Source organism: Yersinia rochesterensis (genome assembly GCF_003600645.1).
Classification (GTDB): Bacteria; Pseudomonadota; Gammaproteobacteria; order Enterobacterales; family Enterobacteriaceae; genus Yersinia; species Yersinia rochesterensis.
The window spans coordinates 1800250-1817090 of sequence record NZ_CP032482.1 but is presented as its reverse complement, the minus strand read 5'-3'; the positions used below and the strand labels follow the sequence as shown (position 1 = coordinate 1817090).

The following is a 16841-nucleotide window of genomic DNA, read 5'->3' as shown; positions in this document are numbered from 1 at the left end:
GGTCATGCTCTTTTCTTAGGCGCACTACCGTCTTTTAACGATAGCTCGTGGAGTAAATGACTCGACAATAAAATTCCTGTATGGATTTGCTGCAAGTCATCCACACGAGATTCTTTCGTCAGATGATGAATTGTATTGTGATCACTGAAACGGAAATGACAGACCAATTGGTTAGTCTCAGCTAATTTAACCATCTGCGGTAATGTTAACTGCGCTAGTGCATCGGCCATAGTATCCGTAATACCCAAGCGAAACATCGCTGAGGCTTTCTCATCGTTAATTAACCGCTGTGCTAAGAGCAAATATGACAAATTAATATCATAAATATGTTTGAGTAATTCAGACGTACTCATTTTATACATCCCGACTGATTATGCTTTAAAACATAAGTTGGATGATAGAATTCTTCACCCAAGACCTGGGATCCTTCCCGTTATACAGTTAATTAAAACCTATAGAACTAAAAGTAATAGAAGCTTACTGGTGCTACATGACAAAAAATACCGTTTTGTATGAAATAACATGTCATCTGCCTGACAGTTTGATTTTGTGTTGCTTACTGCTCTGATATTGCACCTTCGACATGTGAATTTTCTTACAAATTATTAGGAATATTCCTAAACAGGCCCAACTCTACTCCCGAATCGCTAGCACATACAATGTGACTAGCGATTTATTTTAAATGCAATGTGACAAGGGTCACAAAAATAAAATATAAAAAAGAAAAACCTCTCTTTTTTTGGTTGTTTTTTGACCTGAACAGTGTTCGAAAAATAGCCAAAAGTAAAAAAATAGCTAAAAAACTAAGGATATAGGGCCAATTCTTAGTACTTTTAGATCGGTTCGAACAAAAACACTTCCAAAACGAAATGGCAGGATATAAATCCGTCATAATGGCAAATCATCAGAACTAAGATCTGACAAGTCACTTTATAGTTCGGCACCTCTATAGGTAACTATCCAAAACCATATTGGTTTAACGAATATTTATGCCGTGTTAAAAAGTGCCTTTCATCGTTTATTTATTAACCTATCTGTCTATTTACGTTAAAAGGGCCTAAAACCTGTATTAAAAAAGGTAACAGAGGTAACCATATGTTTCACTGTTACTCCCCTTCACGTATTTTTATCAAAAAAAATATTTTCAACCTAGGATGATATCCATTACTTTAATAAGGAAATTGTTCTTGGAATGTAAATAGAATTAATTAATTATTTTTAAATCATAAGTCTTAGATATCATTCTTTATGATTGTTTTTATTTAACTGCATGTTAAAAGAGACTTTTTTATTAGCTACTGCCAAATGTGATTTAAATCTCATTTCTTAAGTATATGATCCCCTAATCTTTATCCTACAGTCGCGCTTATGGGATCTTAATAATGGGATACAGTAATGTACTGGTCGCAGTGGCCCTTTCACCCGATAGCCAACAGTTGGTAGATAAAGCCGTTTCTATCGTGCGGCCTTATAACGGCCGGGTTTCATTGATTACGCTGACAACAGAACCCGAAATGTACAATAGCTACGCGGCCCCCATGCTGGGTGATTTACGGTCCGTTTTACAAGAGGAAGCTCAGTTATTTATGGATGAATTAGCTATCAATGCTGATTATCCCATCGAGAACCGAACGGTGGTTCATGGTGAGTTCGCTGACAGCATGGCTTATTTTTGTCAGCAACAACATATTGACCTAGTGATATGCGGCAATCACAGCACAAGGCTAATGAATAAATTTTCCTGCTCAGCTTCTCGCCTGATTAATACCAGCATGGTAGATGTGCTGATAGTCCCTCTTTGATAAAAACGAATGAGTGATGCACCGTTATATGCAGCTCTGGTTAATGCTGGAGATGGGGTGGCTGGGGTGCCGTCTCGCGGATTGAAGTGTCGCAACATCCAAACTTCCCGGTGGGAGTTTTAATGATTTCCTACTGCAAATACCCCCTTGGGTGGAGCAAGGAAAAATCAAATTTCGCGAAGATTTTGTTGATGGGTTGGAATGCACCACAAGCCTTTATTGGGTTATTACAAGGTAAGAACTTTGACAAGCTAGTGATTCGCGTGGGTAATGAATAGTCATTATAGTTCCGGGGCCTATAGGCCCCGGATTTCTTTATCTTAAGTATCCATAAATTCTGTTAGAACCATTTGCCGAAGCGGCGGATATAAAACTGTTTCATCAGTTGCGCAACAACACAATAACTGATCAATGTTCCTGCCAACCATGGGAAATATTGCCATGGCAGTGGTTGTAGTCCGACTAATGTTCCTAATGGTGAGAATGGAATATAAATACCTATCGCCATGATAACCCCAGTAGTTAATAGCACTGGCAATGCAGCGGTGCTTTGAATAAACGGAATTTTCTGCGTACGCAACATATGAACAACTAATGTTTGCGACAACAAACCTTCAATAAACCAACCTGACTGGAACAAAGCCTGATGCTCGACACTGTTGGCCGCGAAAACAAACCACATTAGCGCAAAAGTTGTGATATCAAAGATCGACGAAGTCGGCCCAATCCACAGCATAAAGCGGCCAATATTTTTAGCATCCCACTTACGCGGTTTGCGCAAAAACTCTTTATCCATTTTATCCCACGGCAGAGAGAGCTGGGAGATGTCATACATCAGGTTTTGCAGCAGTAAATGAATGGCCAGCATCGGCAAGAATGGAATAAAAGCACTGGCAACCAATACAGAGAAAACGTTACCGAAGTTAGAGCTGGCGGTCATGTTCAAATACTTGATAATATTCCCGAAAGTTTCGCGCCCTTTAATAACACCCTCTTCCAATACCATTAAATTCTTTTCGAGCAAAATGATATCAGCTGACTCTTTGGCGATATCGGTGCCGGTATCAACCGAGATTCCCACATCAGCATCGCGCAATGCCGGAGCATCATTAATACCATCCCCGAGGAAACCAACAGTATGACCATTGCTTTGCAGCATTTTCAGCACACGAGACTTTTGCAGCGGAGTCAGTTTGGTGAACACCGTGCGCAATTCCACTTCACGCGCCAGTGTTTCATCATCCATATGCTCAATATCAAGACCACTCAGTGGCTCTCCGGGTTCCAACCCAACATCGCGACAGATTTTAGCGGTAATAATCGGGTTATCGCCGGTTAATACTTTTACCGCAACACCATTTTCCCGCAATGCGGCAATCGCGGCCTCGGCACTTTCTTTTGGCGGATCAAGGAAGGTCAGTAATCCTTGCACAACCAACTCACGTTCGTCGGCAATACTTAAAGGGACCTCGCTGACTTCGGTGCCTAATTCGCGGGTTGCCAGTAGTAAAACACGAAAGCCGTCTTCATTATATTGCGTGGCTAATGCCAACAATGAGGCGCGGCGGGCTTCATCAAGCGGATAGATTTCATCGCCTTCGCGCACTGAAGTACAGATACTTAGCATTTCTTCTACTGCACCTTTGCAGATCAGTTTTTGATGTTGCTGATCATCTTTCACCACAATCGATAAACGACGGCGAATGAAATCAAAGGGTAATTCATCAACTTTATTGAAGCTGCGTAAAGCATCAATTTCTGGCTTGCCACGGCTGAATTTAATAACCGCCTGATCCATCAGATTGCGCATGCCGCTTTGATGAAAACTGTTAAGCCATGCCAGTTGTAATATTTTACTGTCATTGCTGCCAAGAACATTTAAATGGTGTTCAAGAATAATTCGGTCTTGCGTTAATGTCCCTGTTTTATCGGTACACAGCACATCCATCGCACCAAAGTTTTGTATTGCATTCAATCGCTTGACGACAACTTTTCGCCGCGACATCGCTATTGCACCTTTAGCCAAGTTAGAGCTGACGATCATCGGCAACATTTCAGGCGTTAATCCAACCGCCACTGCCAAAGCAAACAGCGCCGCCTCACTCCAATCCCCTTTTGTAAAACCATTGATCAGCAATACGATCGGCACCATCACCAACATAAAGCGAATTAATAACCAACTAACACTATTAACCCCTCGGTCAAAAGCAGTTTGAGCGCGATTGCCCACAATGGATTTCGCAAGTGACCCGAAATAAGTATACCCGCCGGTGGCGACAACCACGGCCATGGCCGTTCCACTGGCAACGTTCGTCCCCATCAAACAAATATTAGATAACTCAAGTAATTCACTTTCGCTACTGGCATCTGCTTCCACTGATTTCGGTGCAATTGACCCCATTGCATCATATTTCTCAATGGGTATAGCTTCACCGGTCAGAATTGCCTGACTGATAAATAAATCTCTGGATTTAATCAGGCGCAAATCAGCTGGAATCATATCCCCGGCAGATAATAAAATAATATCGCCCGGTACCAACTGTTTAATAGCTATTTCCTGTTTTTTCGGCTGGGCACTATGGCTACTGCGACGCAATACCGTGGCCGTGGTACGCACCATTGATTTCAGCGTTTCTGCGGCTTTATTGGTGCGGTATTCCTGCCAAAAACGCAGTAATCCACTGATTAAAACCATGGTCACAATAATGCTGACACCGACAAGATCTGTTTCCTCGCCACGTTGTAGCGGTAACCAATAATCGGTTACAAAGCTGATTGCAGCCAAAATCATTAAAACAAAAATAAATGGGTTATTAAATGCAGCCAGTAATTGAATCAGAGCTGGCGGTGCTTTCTCATGCGCAACTTCATTAATCCCGTATAATTCCAGCCGCTCTTTGGCATCTTCCTCTGTTAGCCCATTCAAGTTAGCATTTAACTTAGATAATGTTTGATCCAAGCTATTTTTAGCCTCTAATGCAATAGTAAAAGGTTTTTTATTATTATTGCTACGGCTTGTACCTGTCTTTTTAAATTTGGTCATAACGCTTCTCTTTTAATTCTAAATGCACAGAATTTATCCGCTCTATTATTGAGAGATAAATGTGCTGAACTATTATTGCGCTGCCAATTTTATATTTATATTTAATCAGCAGCAGCTAATTAAGTTAACTCCGGGGTGATCGTCCATAACAACTCCTTACTACCACATGGGTCAGTATTATTGACTACTAATTTGAAATTAGATTAACTTCCCAACTTATGCTGGCAATTCTGATGCAATACGCCAATGAATAGCACTGACACTCCGCTCCAGACTGACTCGGCAAACAATGCTTTCAATTTCTTTTTGTGCTGCTGGCGTCGCCATTATTTCAGCACAAACTTCTAGCTGACCGGGCTTGGCGATATCGGCACTGCATAATGATTGCAATCGTAATGCCATACCATTCAATGCCTGTAAAATCAGAGTGCGAACCAATACTTCATCTTCCGTACCACATGTCACGTGAATGCGGTAACGCACTTCTAAATCAACAGCTTGTTGTTGAGGTTGCATATTAATGCGTTGCGCTGCCTCGCGTAACAATATATTGGCACATAAAATAACGGCGGTTGCAGCAACAGCATTCCAATACAATCCCAGGCCGCAAAGCACGCCAATTCCAGCGGAACACCACAAGGTAGCCGCCGTATTTAAGCCCCGAATATTCATGCCTTCGCGCATAATAACGCCAGCCCCCAAGAAACCAATTCCTGAAACCACTTGAGCAGCAATACGGCCCGGACTATCAGGAGAGGTGGCATAAGAGCTGAGAATAAATACCGCCGCACCAGTCGCAACTAATGCATTAGTCCGTAAACCAGCCATACGTTGACGCCATTGCCTTTCGGCACCAATTAATGCGCCCAGGCACATTGCCAGTAATAAATTTATGACAAAAGGAGTTAATGCCATGATTCTCTCCATGAATTAATCATTGGTAGAATAATCATGTGCTATTTAGCACACAGGTAATTGTGCTGATATATACCCAAGGGTAAATCAGCAGTAACCGGTGTTAGCGCCAGGAGGAAAGAGTGAGTGGCTATTAAATACCATAAAAAAACCCGAATTAATATCCTCGATGATTATCCATCGAGTAGAATCATTATTGGGTATGCACAGCTCAGGAAATACAGAGAAGGTGCTGCCCGCCATGTTTCGGCAAGCAACAAATCGGTCGGGAGATAAGTTAGCTTGCCTTGCTTATTTGACTACTACTTTGCGTATCCATTAGTTTCTCCACCGAAATTTTTCAAGAGTATAGTTGTCTGTGATAATCATGTAAAGGTTATATTTCTAAACAAAACTTAAACCGATTAAGAACAATTAAAATAATAAGGATAATAGCGAAAATATAAGACGTAAATTAATCCTATTTCACTGCTGGATATCCTATTGCTATAAATAAGACCTCCCCAGAAAACAACAACCGAAGATTACCCCAAACTACCCAAAATAATTTATTGGAGAACGACGATATCGCCTCGAGGCAAAATACCTACGCGGTGAACTCCATTAACATTCCTAACCTAGCAAGTACAGCAAGGCATTGAACCAGGGACACCTATCAAGTCCTTGACGTTATTACATAAATGCAATGAACCTTTCACCAAAAATGAGAGCGCGATCTCATTTATAACCCTAACTATTTTAGGTCTGTTGCCGATAGGTTCTTAAAGGAGTGTTGAGATTATTTTAGATATAGGGGTGGATTAATTTTAAGTAGCGATGCCAGTGCTCCAATTATTGATGTTACCGTCAGACAGCTGACAAAGCGGCAACTTCGAATGTATGAGTATATCAGGCAAGGACCTTTCCTCGATCGACTATAGAAACGGAACTGACAATGAAACGTGGAAGTACGCATAAGCCATTGGATTTAAAAATAACGCCAGAACATAATAAAGAGACGAAAGTATTGTTTGTTAATAATATGCGTCTGGTTACTTTGTTTATCGCCATTTTGGCGGGAATATTGCTTTTATTTGCAGCGGCAATTGGTACATCTGGCTACTTCTTGAAACAAAGTAACCAATCGCTTGAAGAAGCGACTCAAGAACTGGATATACGCCTAGGGCTCTCTAACAGCTCAAACCACTTGCGTACTGCACGACTTATTCTGATTCAAGCAGCATCATCGGCACGTATTGGTGATGCCACGGGTTATCAACAGGGCTTGAAGAATGCAGAACATCTTATTACTCAGTCGCAACAGATGTTTGATCTCTACTATAACCGCCCCACTAAATCCGAAACTGATATCGCCTTAGATAGCCCACTGAAAAAAGCTTATGAACAATATCGCGACGATGGCATGAAACTCATGCTGGAAGCGACTAAAGAGGGGCATTTTGAAGAAGTTATCTCGTTAGAGGCAGAAAAACTTAATCCGTTAGATGACGCCTATAACGAGCCGCTGCTAAAAGCATTTAAATATCGTACAGAACTCGCCAACCAAATTAATCAGTCGGCTCAGCAAGAAGCGCACCTCGGTTACATACTGATGGGTGGTGCCTTTATTCTGGCTATTTTACTGACAATAATCGCTTTTTTAGTGATCAGCAAGGTCATTATCAAGCCGATTAACTGGTTGGTAGTGCGTATTCAACGTATTGCTCAAGGGGATTTAACACAAAGCCCCGTGGCATTTGGCCGCAATGAAATCGGTGTGTTAGGTCATAATATTCAACAAATGCAAGATTCGTTAGCTTCCACGGTTGAGGCCGTACGCAGCAGTGCCGAATCTATATATCAAGGCTCCAGCGAAATCGCACTGGGCAATACGGATCTTTCAGCACGAACGGAGCAACAAGCCGCTTCACTTGAAGAGACAGCAGCTAGCATGGAGCAACTGACTGCAACGGTTAAACAAAATGCGGAAAATGCCCACCATGCCAGCCAACTGGCTGCGAATGCATCAGGTAAAGCAGCCCAAGGTGGCGATATCGTGAATGATGTTATCGACACGATGGATAAAATATCCCTCAGCTCAATGAAAATTGCTGAAATTACTAACGTCATTAATAGCATTGCTTTCCAAACCAACATTCTGGCGTTGAATGCTGCGGTAGAAGCGGCCCGAGCAGGTGAACAAGGCCGTGGATTTGCAGTCGTCGCCAGCGAGGTTCGCCATTTGGCGCAGCGCAGCGCTGACGCAGCAAAAGAGATAGAATCGTTGATTGAAGTCTCGGTTGATCTTATTGGTGATGGCTCAATTCTGGTCTCTGATGCGGGTAAGACAATGAAAGAGATCGTCATGGCCGTCACGCATGTGACTGATATTATGGGCGAGATTGCATCAGCTTCTGATGAACAAAGCCGCGGCATCAGTCAGGTTGCGCAAGCGGTATCCGAGATGGACAACGTAACACAGCAGAACGCCTCTTTAGTGCAGGAAGCGTCAGCAGCTGCGGCTTCTTTAGAGCAACAGGCCGAGATACTGACCCAGGCGGTTGCAGTCTTCCATTTAAATGGTCGCAGTTCAACTCCCTCTCTTAAAACACCAACGCCTTCATCAGGGGGACAGAATAAAACTGGCGGAAATAAAAAGTCTGCCGATGACTCGCTGAATTGGGAAACTTTCTGAGTTATCGCTAACGACAATTCAGCCGAGCTATGATTGCAAAAGCTGATAGCATAACCGGAGGTAAGGCTCTCACCTTCCTCCGGTTTTTTATTGTCACTTACTGTGCGTCAGGCAGATAAAATGGTTGCAAACGCTATTGATGAAGTGGCTCAACAAAGGTGCCATCATGGCTATCAATTTCATTAAAGAACCAAACACCTGCGGGGTAATCTTCCAGTGAAACCAGATACATAACACCCTCGCTGAACTGTTCCACCTCTAAAACAACCCCCTCACGGCGTGGGCCACCATCGGTTTTTACTGTCACCCGATCATTTACTTTCATGATATTACCTTTGATTAAGTCAATGCTGCTAGTGTAGTACAAAATTAGGTGAGAATGATAAGGTTTACGCACAATCAAGTGTATGCTTTTGATGAATATATTTAAGCAGAAAAATGAGAGTGGACGATGTTCGTACCGAGAGTATGTAGAAGAAATCAGCAGGCGGGAGGAAAGTAAGAGTGAATAAGGCAGTTTGCTTCATACTAGAAAGTAAAAAACCCGCCTTAGCGGGTTTTTTTATAATCAGCCAAAGGCCAATTAGATTGCAGTTACGTTTGCTGCAGACGGACCTTTAGCACCGTTCTCGATAGAGAACTGTACATTCTGGCCTTCAGCCAGGGTCTTGAAGCCTTGATCTTGGATTGCAGAGAAGTGCACGAACACGTCTTTGCTGCCATCAGCTGGAGTGATGAAACCGAAGCCTTTAGACTCGTTGAACCACTTTACTTGACCTTTCATCATGTTAGACATGTGTATTTCCTTTATTAAAAAATTTTGCCACCATGGGCGTGTTATAGCCGGTTATCAGTCGTTACTTATGGAGGCACTATGAAGGAAATTCGTCAGTGAAGAGCTATCAACGATAACGCTTTAAATATGAACCACTTTACTCAAGATGTCGTGCATAAATAGGTCTGTACCACAGGCCGAGACGCATTAACTCATGACCGGCTTTTAATAGCAACTCTTTTTAGCAAGCAAGCGGAAGATTCTTGTGTGCATGACTAAAATAAGACCAAAAAAGCTATTTATTATACTCTTGATGCTTTGTTTTAATCATGTTTGTTACTTGGGCTGAAAGTTTATCCCTTGAATTTGCTATCATAAACACTCACCTATTTTTGAGAGAAATACATGAAGCACAAGTCTGCCACTTTAGATGATGTCGCACGCCAGGCGGGTGTTTCTTATCAAACGGTATCCCGTGTTTTAAACCAAGCCCCTCATGTCTCGCTAAAAACCCGGAATAAAGTTGAATTGGCTATAGCTGAGCTGAACTATATTCCTAACCGGGTAGCACAGCAATTAGCAGGCAAGCATAGCCTGACTCTCGGGCTAGCGACCTCTGACCTTTCTTTACATGCTCCTTCGCAAATAGCTGCCGCAATAAAAAGAAAAGCCCGCCAACTGGGGTATAACGTGGTCATTGCCATGGTCGATGACCATAGTGAACATGCCTGCCAACAAGCTATAAACGAGTTACTGGCTCAACGAGTTGATGGGATTTTAGTCAATGTTCCTTTGAAGACAAAACGCAGTCATGAAATTACTGAACAATGTGCAGATACGCCGGTTCTTTTTCTTGATGTTGACCCCCGTTCTGGGGCTTTCAGCGTCTTATTTGATCCCAAAGTAGGCGCAATTCAGGGTGCAAACTACATCATCGCATTGGGCCATCAGCAAATAGTGCTTATCTCCGGCCCCAAAGATGCTATTTCAGCCCAATTGCGCCACCAGGGGTGGTTGCAGGCATTGAATAACGCCTCACTTTCACCACAAGCGGTTTATCACGGAGAATGGAATGCACAAAGTGGTTATCAGGCGACACAGAAGCTTATCGCCGGTAATACTCCATTTAGCGCCATCCTGGTCGCTAATGACCAAATGGCGCTAGGCGTACTGCGCGCTCTGCACGAATACAATATCGAGGTGCCGAAAGAGGTCTCTGTCATTGGTTATGACGATACTGCGGACAGCGCCTATTTCCAGCCTCCACTGACCACCATAAGACAAAACTTCAGATTATTAGGGGAAGAAAGTGTTTCCCGACTGATAGTCAGGCTACACCATACGATTGAGCCGCCCTCTCAATCGTTGTCATTAGAGACTGAACTGATAATACGCCAGACTACAGCCTCTTTTAATCCTGCACGGTACAAAAACGAATAAATGCGATCGTTCTCGACTATTTAACTCACAGCTATTTACTTTACTTTCGGCTGAATTCATCTTGAACGCATCAAAATTGTGACCGCATAACATTTAATTACTGTTCAAAGTAGTGCTAACAAAACAAGCTCAATTTCGCAAAAGATAAGGCTGAAATGATGACGGTACAGCAAGAAGTTAAACAGCGGGTTAAACCAGCCTTATCACAGATTTTATCTCGCCGAGATTGGGAAAACCCACAAATAACACAGTACAACCGCCTTGAAGCGCACCCTCCATTTTACAGTTGGAGAAATATCAGTGCCGCTCAAGATGATAATGATTCCCCACAGCGGCAATTACTGAATGGGCAGTGGACATTTAGTTATTTTACGCGGCCTGAATCAGTACCCGATGAATGGGCTGAGCAAGACTTCCCAGGATCAGCGTCAATACCAGTCCCTTCAAATTGGCAACTCCATGGTTACGACACCCCGATTTATACCAATGTGCGATACCCAATTCCCGTTGACCCACCGCGAGTGCCACAGGACAACCCGACAGGCTGTTATTCTTATAATTTTACCTTAGATCCCGATTGGCTCTCGTCAGGGCAAACCCGCATTATTTTTGATGGCGTGAGTTCCGCATTCTATCTGTGGTGTAACGGCCAGTGGGTTGGGTATTCCCAAGACAGTCGCCTGCCCGCCGAATTCGATCTCACTCCTTATTTGCAAGCAAACAATAACCGCATCGCCGTTCTTGTATTGCGTTGGAGTGATGGTAGCTATCTGGAAGATCAGGATATGTGGCGCATGAGCGGGATTTTTCGTGATGTCAGCCTACTACACAAGCCTGATATTCATTTGCGGGATGTTCATATCACAACGAATTTATCGCCCGAATTCAGCTCCGCCCATTTAGATGTGATGGCGGCAGTTAATATTCCATTGATTGATATCAATAACACGCAAGTGATCGAAGCCTATCAAATCCGGGTGCAACTTTGGTTGGCGGATACGTTAGTTACCAGTTTGCAACAACCTCTAGGTACTCAAGCAATTGATGAAAGAGGGAATTATGCTGATCGCACTCTCCTAAACCTACGGGTAGAGCAACCCTTATTATGGAGTGCTGAACAACCTACGCTCTATCGAGCCGTCATCTCGCTACTTGATAACCAGCAAAAACTTATCGAAGCGGAAGCTTATGATGTCGGTTTCCGCCAAGTGGCCATTCATCAAGGGCTACTCAAGATTAATGGTAAAGCGGTACTAATTCGTGGGGTGAATCGCCATGAGCATCACCCCCAAACAGGTCAAGCTATAGATGAAGAAAGTATGCTGCAAGATATCATTTTAATGAAACAGCATAACTTTAATGCCGTAAGGTGTTCACATTACCCCAATCACCCACTGTGGTATCGCCTGTGCGATCGCTACGGTTTATATGTTGTCGATGAAGCCAATATCGAAACACATGGAATGCAGCCTATGGGGCGGTTGGCAGACGATCCACAGTGGTTTTCTGCTTTCAGCGAACGAGTTACCCGGATGGTTCAGCGCGACCGTAACCACCCTTGCATTATTATCTGGTCATTGGGCAATGAATCAGGTCACGGCGCTAGCCACGATGCACTTTATCGCTGGATAAAAACCAATGACCCCACTCGCCCAGTACAATATGAAGGTGGCGGTGCAAATACCCAAGCTACTGATATTATTTGCCCAATGTATGCTCGAGTGGATGAAGACCAACCTTTCCCAGCAGTACCTAAATGGGCGATAAAAAAATGGATTGGTCTACCAAACGAATCTCGTCCGTTGATTTTGTGCGAATATGCCCATGCAATGGGCAACAGTTTTGGTGGGTTTTCCCGCTATTGGCAAGCATTTCGCCAATACCCTCGGCTACAGGGGGGGTTTATTTGGGATTGGGTAGACCAAAGCCTCAGCCGTAATGATGAAAATGGTCAGTCTTATTGGGCTTATGGTGGTGACTTTGGCGACAGCCCCAATGACCGACAATTCTGTATGAATGGATTAGTTTTTCCTGACCGTACCCCCCACCCAAGTCTGTATGAAGCACAATGCGCGCAGCAATTTTTCCAATTCGGGTTGCTTAGCACAACACCGTTGGTAGTCAGCATTACCAGTGAATATCTGTTCAAAAACAGCGATAACGAGCACCTGTATTGGCGTATCGAGTTAAAGGGAGAATCAGTTTTGGAGGGTAATCTCCCACTAGATTTATCGCCTGAAAGCACACAATACCTTACATTGGCAGATCAATTACCGACCATCAGTGAGCCAGGTGATTTATGGCTAAATGTTGAAGTCAGGCAAGTAAAAGAGACTTCTTGGTCACCAAAGCATCATCGTAGTGCATGGCGTCAATGGCGTTTACCGCATTCACTCTCTGTTCCCCAAAATTCCTTAGCTAGCTTAGCTGAGTCTGATTGCCTCCAACTGCACCAAGATGCGGAATATATTACTGTGATTCATCAACAGCAGCGCTGGCTATTTAGCTGCCAAACCGGATTGATGGAACAATGGTGGGTCGATGGGAAAAATAGATTGCTCACTCCATTGCGTGATCAATTTGTCCGCGCACCGCTGGATAACGATATTGGTATTAGTGAAGCAACACAAATTGATCCTAATGCTTGGGTTGAGCGCTGGAAAAAAGCAGGAATGTATCAACTGGAACAACGTTGTTTATCCTTACAAGCGGATATCTTGTCTCAGACTATACAAATCAGCGCTGAATATATCTATGAGTTTGCCCAAGAACAATTATTACATACTCATTGGTTATATCGCTTTGATAAACAAGGCCGTATGACCATTGATGTCCGAGTTCAAGTTGCCACATTGCTCCCCCCACCGGCCAGAATCGGTATGTGTTGCCAATTATCTGATATTTCTGAAAATGTTAGTTGGTTAGGATTAGGACCACACGAAAACTATCCTGACCGCCAACTCTCGGCACAATATGGTCACTGGTCGCAACCCCTTGAACAGATGCACACCCCCTACATATTCCCAAGTGAAAATGGATTACGTTGCAAAACTAATGCATTGAATTATGGAAATTGGCAATTAACGGGGCAGTTCCATTTTGGTATCAGTCGTTACAGCACACAGCAACTCATGATGACCAGCCATCAGTATTTACTTAAGCCAGAACCAGGTACCTGGCTTAATATTGATGGTTTCCATATGGGCGTTGGTGGTGATGATTCATGGAGCCCCAGCGTCCATATCGATAACTTACTGACATGTGAAACTTATCAATACCAGGTCTGCTGGCAATACAAAAGTGAGATATAACAGGAGACGAGAAGCTGATATTTTCACTGGGTTAATGCATAATTTCGGATTAATACCTATATAGAACCAAGAGAAACACCACTAATATCATTATGTTCCAAACATCTCTTAGTCCCGATTATTGCCATGCAATGAGTCATACATGTAGTACTCCTTTGTAAATTTATGCGCCCACCCTATTGGGCGCTTTTTTATCTTCTGCTCCCCTTTGATGATTTTGTCTTTTGCATATGTGTCATAAGTTAAGCACATTCATTCCATGAATTATTTACGTTACGGGGCTAAGATAATCACTCAATCATAGGCATAGCTTCTGACTCAGTATCTTCATGTTACAAGAGGAATATTATGACATTGTTAACTAATCTCCCAACGAACATGGTCACGATCGAGATTACTCAACCTGGTGGCCCTAAAGTCTTAGTCCCCGTCGATCGCCCGACACCTATGCCAGCTGCAGGTGAAATACTGGTTAAGATTTCAGCTGCCGGAGTTAACCGCCCTGATGTCATGCAACGCCGTGGACAATATGCACCACCAGCGGGCGCCTCCGATATTCCAGGATTAGAGGTCGCAGGTGTTGTGGTTGCGGTTGCGGCTGATGTCTCACGATTTAAAATTGGAGACAAAGTGTGTGGGTTAATCGCGGGTGGTGGTTATGCCCAATATTGCGTAATACATGAAACCAATGCTTTACCTATTCCACCTAACCTCACTGAAATTGAAGCGGCAGCGTTACCCGAAACTTTCTTTACCGTATGGACTAACCTCTTCCAACGGGATCATTTTACCGCTGGTGAAACTGTCTTAATTCACGGTGGCTCTTCAGGTATTGGGACTACAGCAATAATGTTGAGCAAAGCATTTGGCGCAAAAATAGTTATCGTCACTGTGGGGTCAGAAGAGAAACGTCAGGCGTGTTTGGCACTAGGTGCAGATATTGCTATTAATTATCACACTGACGATTTTGTTGCCGAGGCTAAACGAGTCACCGCAGGGAAAGGTGTCGATGTTATTGTCGATTTAATTGCTGGTGATTATGTCGCACGTAATTATGAAGCTGCCGCAATGAATGGTCGCATCGTGCAGATTGGCACTCAAAATGGGAATGCCAAGGACTTGAATTTGATGCTAATGTTGCTAAAACGTCTAACACACACAGGATCCACATTGCGCTCGCGTACTGTGGCAGAAAAAGCGCTCATCGCTAAAGAACTGGAGCAACACGTTTGGCCATTGCTGTGTAATGGTCAAGTAAAACCACTGATATTTAAGACATTTCCACTGAAAGAAGCCGCTAAAGCCCATGAATTAATGGAAAGCAGCACGCATATCGGTAAAATTGTCCTGACCACTGATGGCTGTTCAGCGCTATAATTAGCTTCACTATGAAATTTCATCAGGTGAAATTTCAGAAAAAACGATTGTTTTCATCTGATGAATGAATAATATATCTACTCAATTGCCTATTTAACTATAACAGTTTTGCTAACTAATTCCTTAAACTGATATACATTAAATTTAACTTTTCATGTTAAAATATAACAAACCATTATGGTTTAACTTTATTAGTTATTAATTACAAGGTCATCATTATGGACATAATTAAAAAAATATTAACCGACGACATCGCAAGAATAAATCAGAAAGAAAAAAGAGATGGTCGATTAAAATTTAACAGAGATTTTGTCTACAAGCACCCCTACCTTTGCCTTGCGATGCTAATATCATACTTTTTTGTCTTAATTTTAATGTACTTAACGCCCTACTTTGGCACGGGTTATATGATTGCCTTCACTGTTTTCTTTGCCTTGATGTCTGCTGTTCTCATGATGGAAATCAAACCCGTATTTAAATTCGACGATATTGGTATTCTTGATTTACGCGTTTGCTATAACGGTGAATGGTTCTTTAGCCGTGCGCTATCAACGCAGGCAATTGATGAAATATTAAATAGCAAGGATATCAGCGATTATTTTAAAATCCGCTTTAAACATATTATTAGTAATAAAGGTGAAATAGACTTTTATGATGTCTATGACTTAGCCTATTTGCAAAAAAAAATCTATGCGTACCAATGAGCCGAATCAAACTGCATCGTTGGCCAGTACCTCGGCTATCCGGTATTAATCACGACGATCTAACATGGCTTTGCCCACTGCCGACCCCGGTAGAGGATATACTTTTGTGTATCAAATCTACTTTCTCAAAGACAAATCAGTGGCGGCGAGCACTACTGCTTCAATAGGCAATATTGTCCAAGCCTTTGTTGATGCGACTAACACGAACAAACACTCCTTTTTCTCATCAAACTCATTATATTTATTAGGAAAATTCCGCGAACATATTAAAATGACACCTATAATGATCCTATTGTTTCGAATCATAAAAGGTGGATAGGCATGGACAAGATTGATGAGCAATTGATTACTATTTTAGCAAAAAATGCACGGATATCTTTGAAGGACCTATCACAACAAGTCAACCTCTCCTCCCCCAGTACCTCTGAACGTTTACGACGTCTCGAAGAACGTCATATTATCCGCAGTTACACACTAGATTTGAATCAACAGGCATTCGGGTATAGCTTGCAGGCTATTGTACGTGTCAAACCGCGGGCAGGAATGCTACGGATAACTGAAGAAATGATTCAGGAAACACCTGAATGTGTTGAGTGTGACAAAGTGACCGGCGACGACTGCTTCATTAGTCGTTTATATATTCATTCAATGGAGCAATTGGATACGATTATTGACCGTTGGTCAGAACACGCCGAAATTCAGACCTCAATTGTTAAGTCATCCCCAATAATACGACGCTTTCCACCCTTAGTGCAGTTGATCAAGGAAAGTAAAATTTGAAATCTGTACCCTAGCCCTCA

11 protein-coding genes and 2 pseudogenes are annotated in these 16841 nt (G+C 42.7%); 8 read left to right on the top strand and 5 right to left on the bottom strand.

Annotated elements, in window-relative coordinates:
• Window positions 1–2: 2 nt before the first annotated feature.
• The gene (gene flhD / locus DXZ79_RS08515) at window positions 3–353 is read right to left on the bottom strand and encodes a flagellar transcriptional regulator FlhD (protein WP_038633816.1); all 351 of its coding nucleotides are present in this window, start codon (window positions 351–353) and stop codon (window positions 3–5) included.
• A gap of 1029 nt (window positions 354–1382) precedes the next feature.
• Here flhD and uspC point away from each other — a divergent pair.
• Both uspC and DXZ79_RS08505 read left to right on the top strand, forming a co-directional pair.
• A complete protein-coding gene (gene uspC, locus DXZ79_RS08510; protein ID WP_038633819.1) occupies window positions 1383–1802 on the top strand; it encodes a universal stress protein UspC in 420 nt (139 codons plus the stop codon).
• Between the two features lie 118 nt (window positions 1803–1920).
• Window positions 1921–2080, top strand: a pseudogene (locus tag DXZ79_RS08505) (NADP-dependent oxidoreductase); the annotation flags it as partial.
• Window positions 2081–2142: 62 nt separating this feature from the next.
• Here the strand turns inward: DXZ79_RS08505 and mgtA are convergent.
• Together mgtA and DXZ79_RS08495 are read right to left on the bottom strand one after the other, a co-directional pair.
• A complete protein-coding gene (gene mgtA / locus DXZ79_RS08500) occupies window positions 2143–4845 on the bottom strand; it encodes a magnesium-translocating P-type ATPase (RefSeq protein ID WP_038633822.1) in 2703 nt (900 codons plus the stop codon).
• 216 nt (window positions 4846–5061) lie between these two features.
• Window positions 5062–5760, bottom strand: coding sequence for an MgtC family protein (locus DXZ79_RS08495; protein ID WP_004392115.1), 699 nt, complete (start codon window positions 5758–5760; stop codon window positions 5062–5064).
• A 934-nt stretch (window positions 5761–6694) separates the two neighbouring features.
• Between DXZ79_RS08495 and DXZ79_RS08490 the strand changes: the two genes are divergently transcribed.
• Window positions 6695–8434: a methyl-accepting chemotaxis protein gene (locus DXZ79_RS08490; RefSeq protein WP_038633826.1), complete on the top strand. Its 1740-nt coding sequence runs from the start codon at window positions 6695–6697 to the stop codon at window positions 8432–8434.
• A 133-nt stretch (window positions 8435–8567) separates the two neighbouring features.
• On the opposite strand, the gene dsrB is transcribed toward DXZ79_RS08490, so the two are convergent.
• Together dsrB and cspE are read right to left on the bottom strand one after the other, a co-directional pair.
• On the bottom strand, window positions 8568–8759 hold the full coding sequence (gene dsrB, locus DXZ79_RS08485; protein ID WP_004708108.1) for a protein DsrB: 192 nt from the start codon (window positions 8757–8759) through the stop codon (window positions 8568–8570).
• Between the two features lie 258 nt (window positions 8760–9017).
• Window positions 9018–9230 carry a transcription antiterminator/RNA stability regulator CspE gene (gene cspE / locus DXZ79_RS08480; RefSeq protein WP_002210893.1) on the bottom strand — a complete coding sequence of 71 codons (213 nt, stop codon included), beginning with the start codon at window positions 9228–9230 and terminating at the stop codon, window positions 9018–9020.
• 384 nt (window positions 9231–9614) lie between these two features.
• Here cspE and DXZ79_RS08475 point away from each other — a divergent pair, with 384 nt between their 5' ends.
• The 5 genes and pseudogenes from DXZ79_RS08475 (at window position 9615) to DXZ79_RS08450 (ending at window position 16821) form a co-directional block, all read left to right on the top strand.
• On the top strand, window positions 9615–10649 hold the full coding sequence (locus DXZ79_RS08475) for a LacI family DNA-binding transcriptional regulator (RefSeq protein WP_038633830.1): 1035 nt from the start codon (window positions 9615–9617) through the stop codon (window positions 10647–10649).
• A gap of 158 nt (window positions 10650–10807) precedes the next feature.
• Window positions 10808–13960, top strand: coding sequence for a beta-galactosidase (locus tag DXZ79_RS08470; RefSeq protein WP_120011207.1), 3153 nt, complete (start codon window positions 10808–10810; stop codon window positions 13958–13960).
• Between the two features lie 348 nt (window positions 13961–14308).
• A complete protein-coding gene (locus DXZ79_RS08465; RefSeq protein WP_038633835.1) occupies window positions 14309–15337 on the top strand; it encodes an NAD(P)H-quinone oxidoreductase in 1029 nt (342 codons plus the stop codon).
• Between the two features lie 218 nt (window positions 15338–15555).
• Window positions 15556–16090 (top strand): annotated as a pseudogene (locus tag DXZ79_RS08460) (YlaC family protein).
• A gap of 272 nt (window positions 16091–16362) precedes the next feature.
• Window positions 16363–16821, top strand: a complete 459-nt coding sequence (locus DXZ79_RS08450) for an Lrp/AsnC family transcriptional regulator (RefSeq protein ID WP_038633840.1) — start codon at window positions 16363–16365, stop codon at window positions 16819–16821.
• Window positions 16822–16841: the final 20 nt, after the last annotated feature.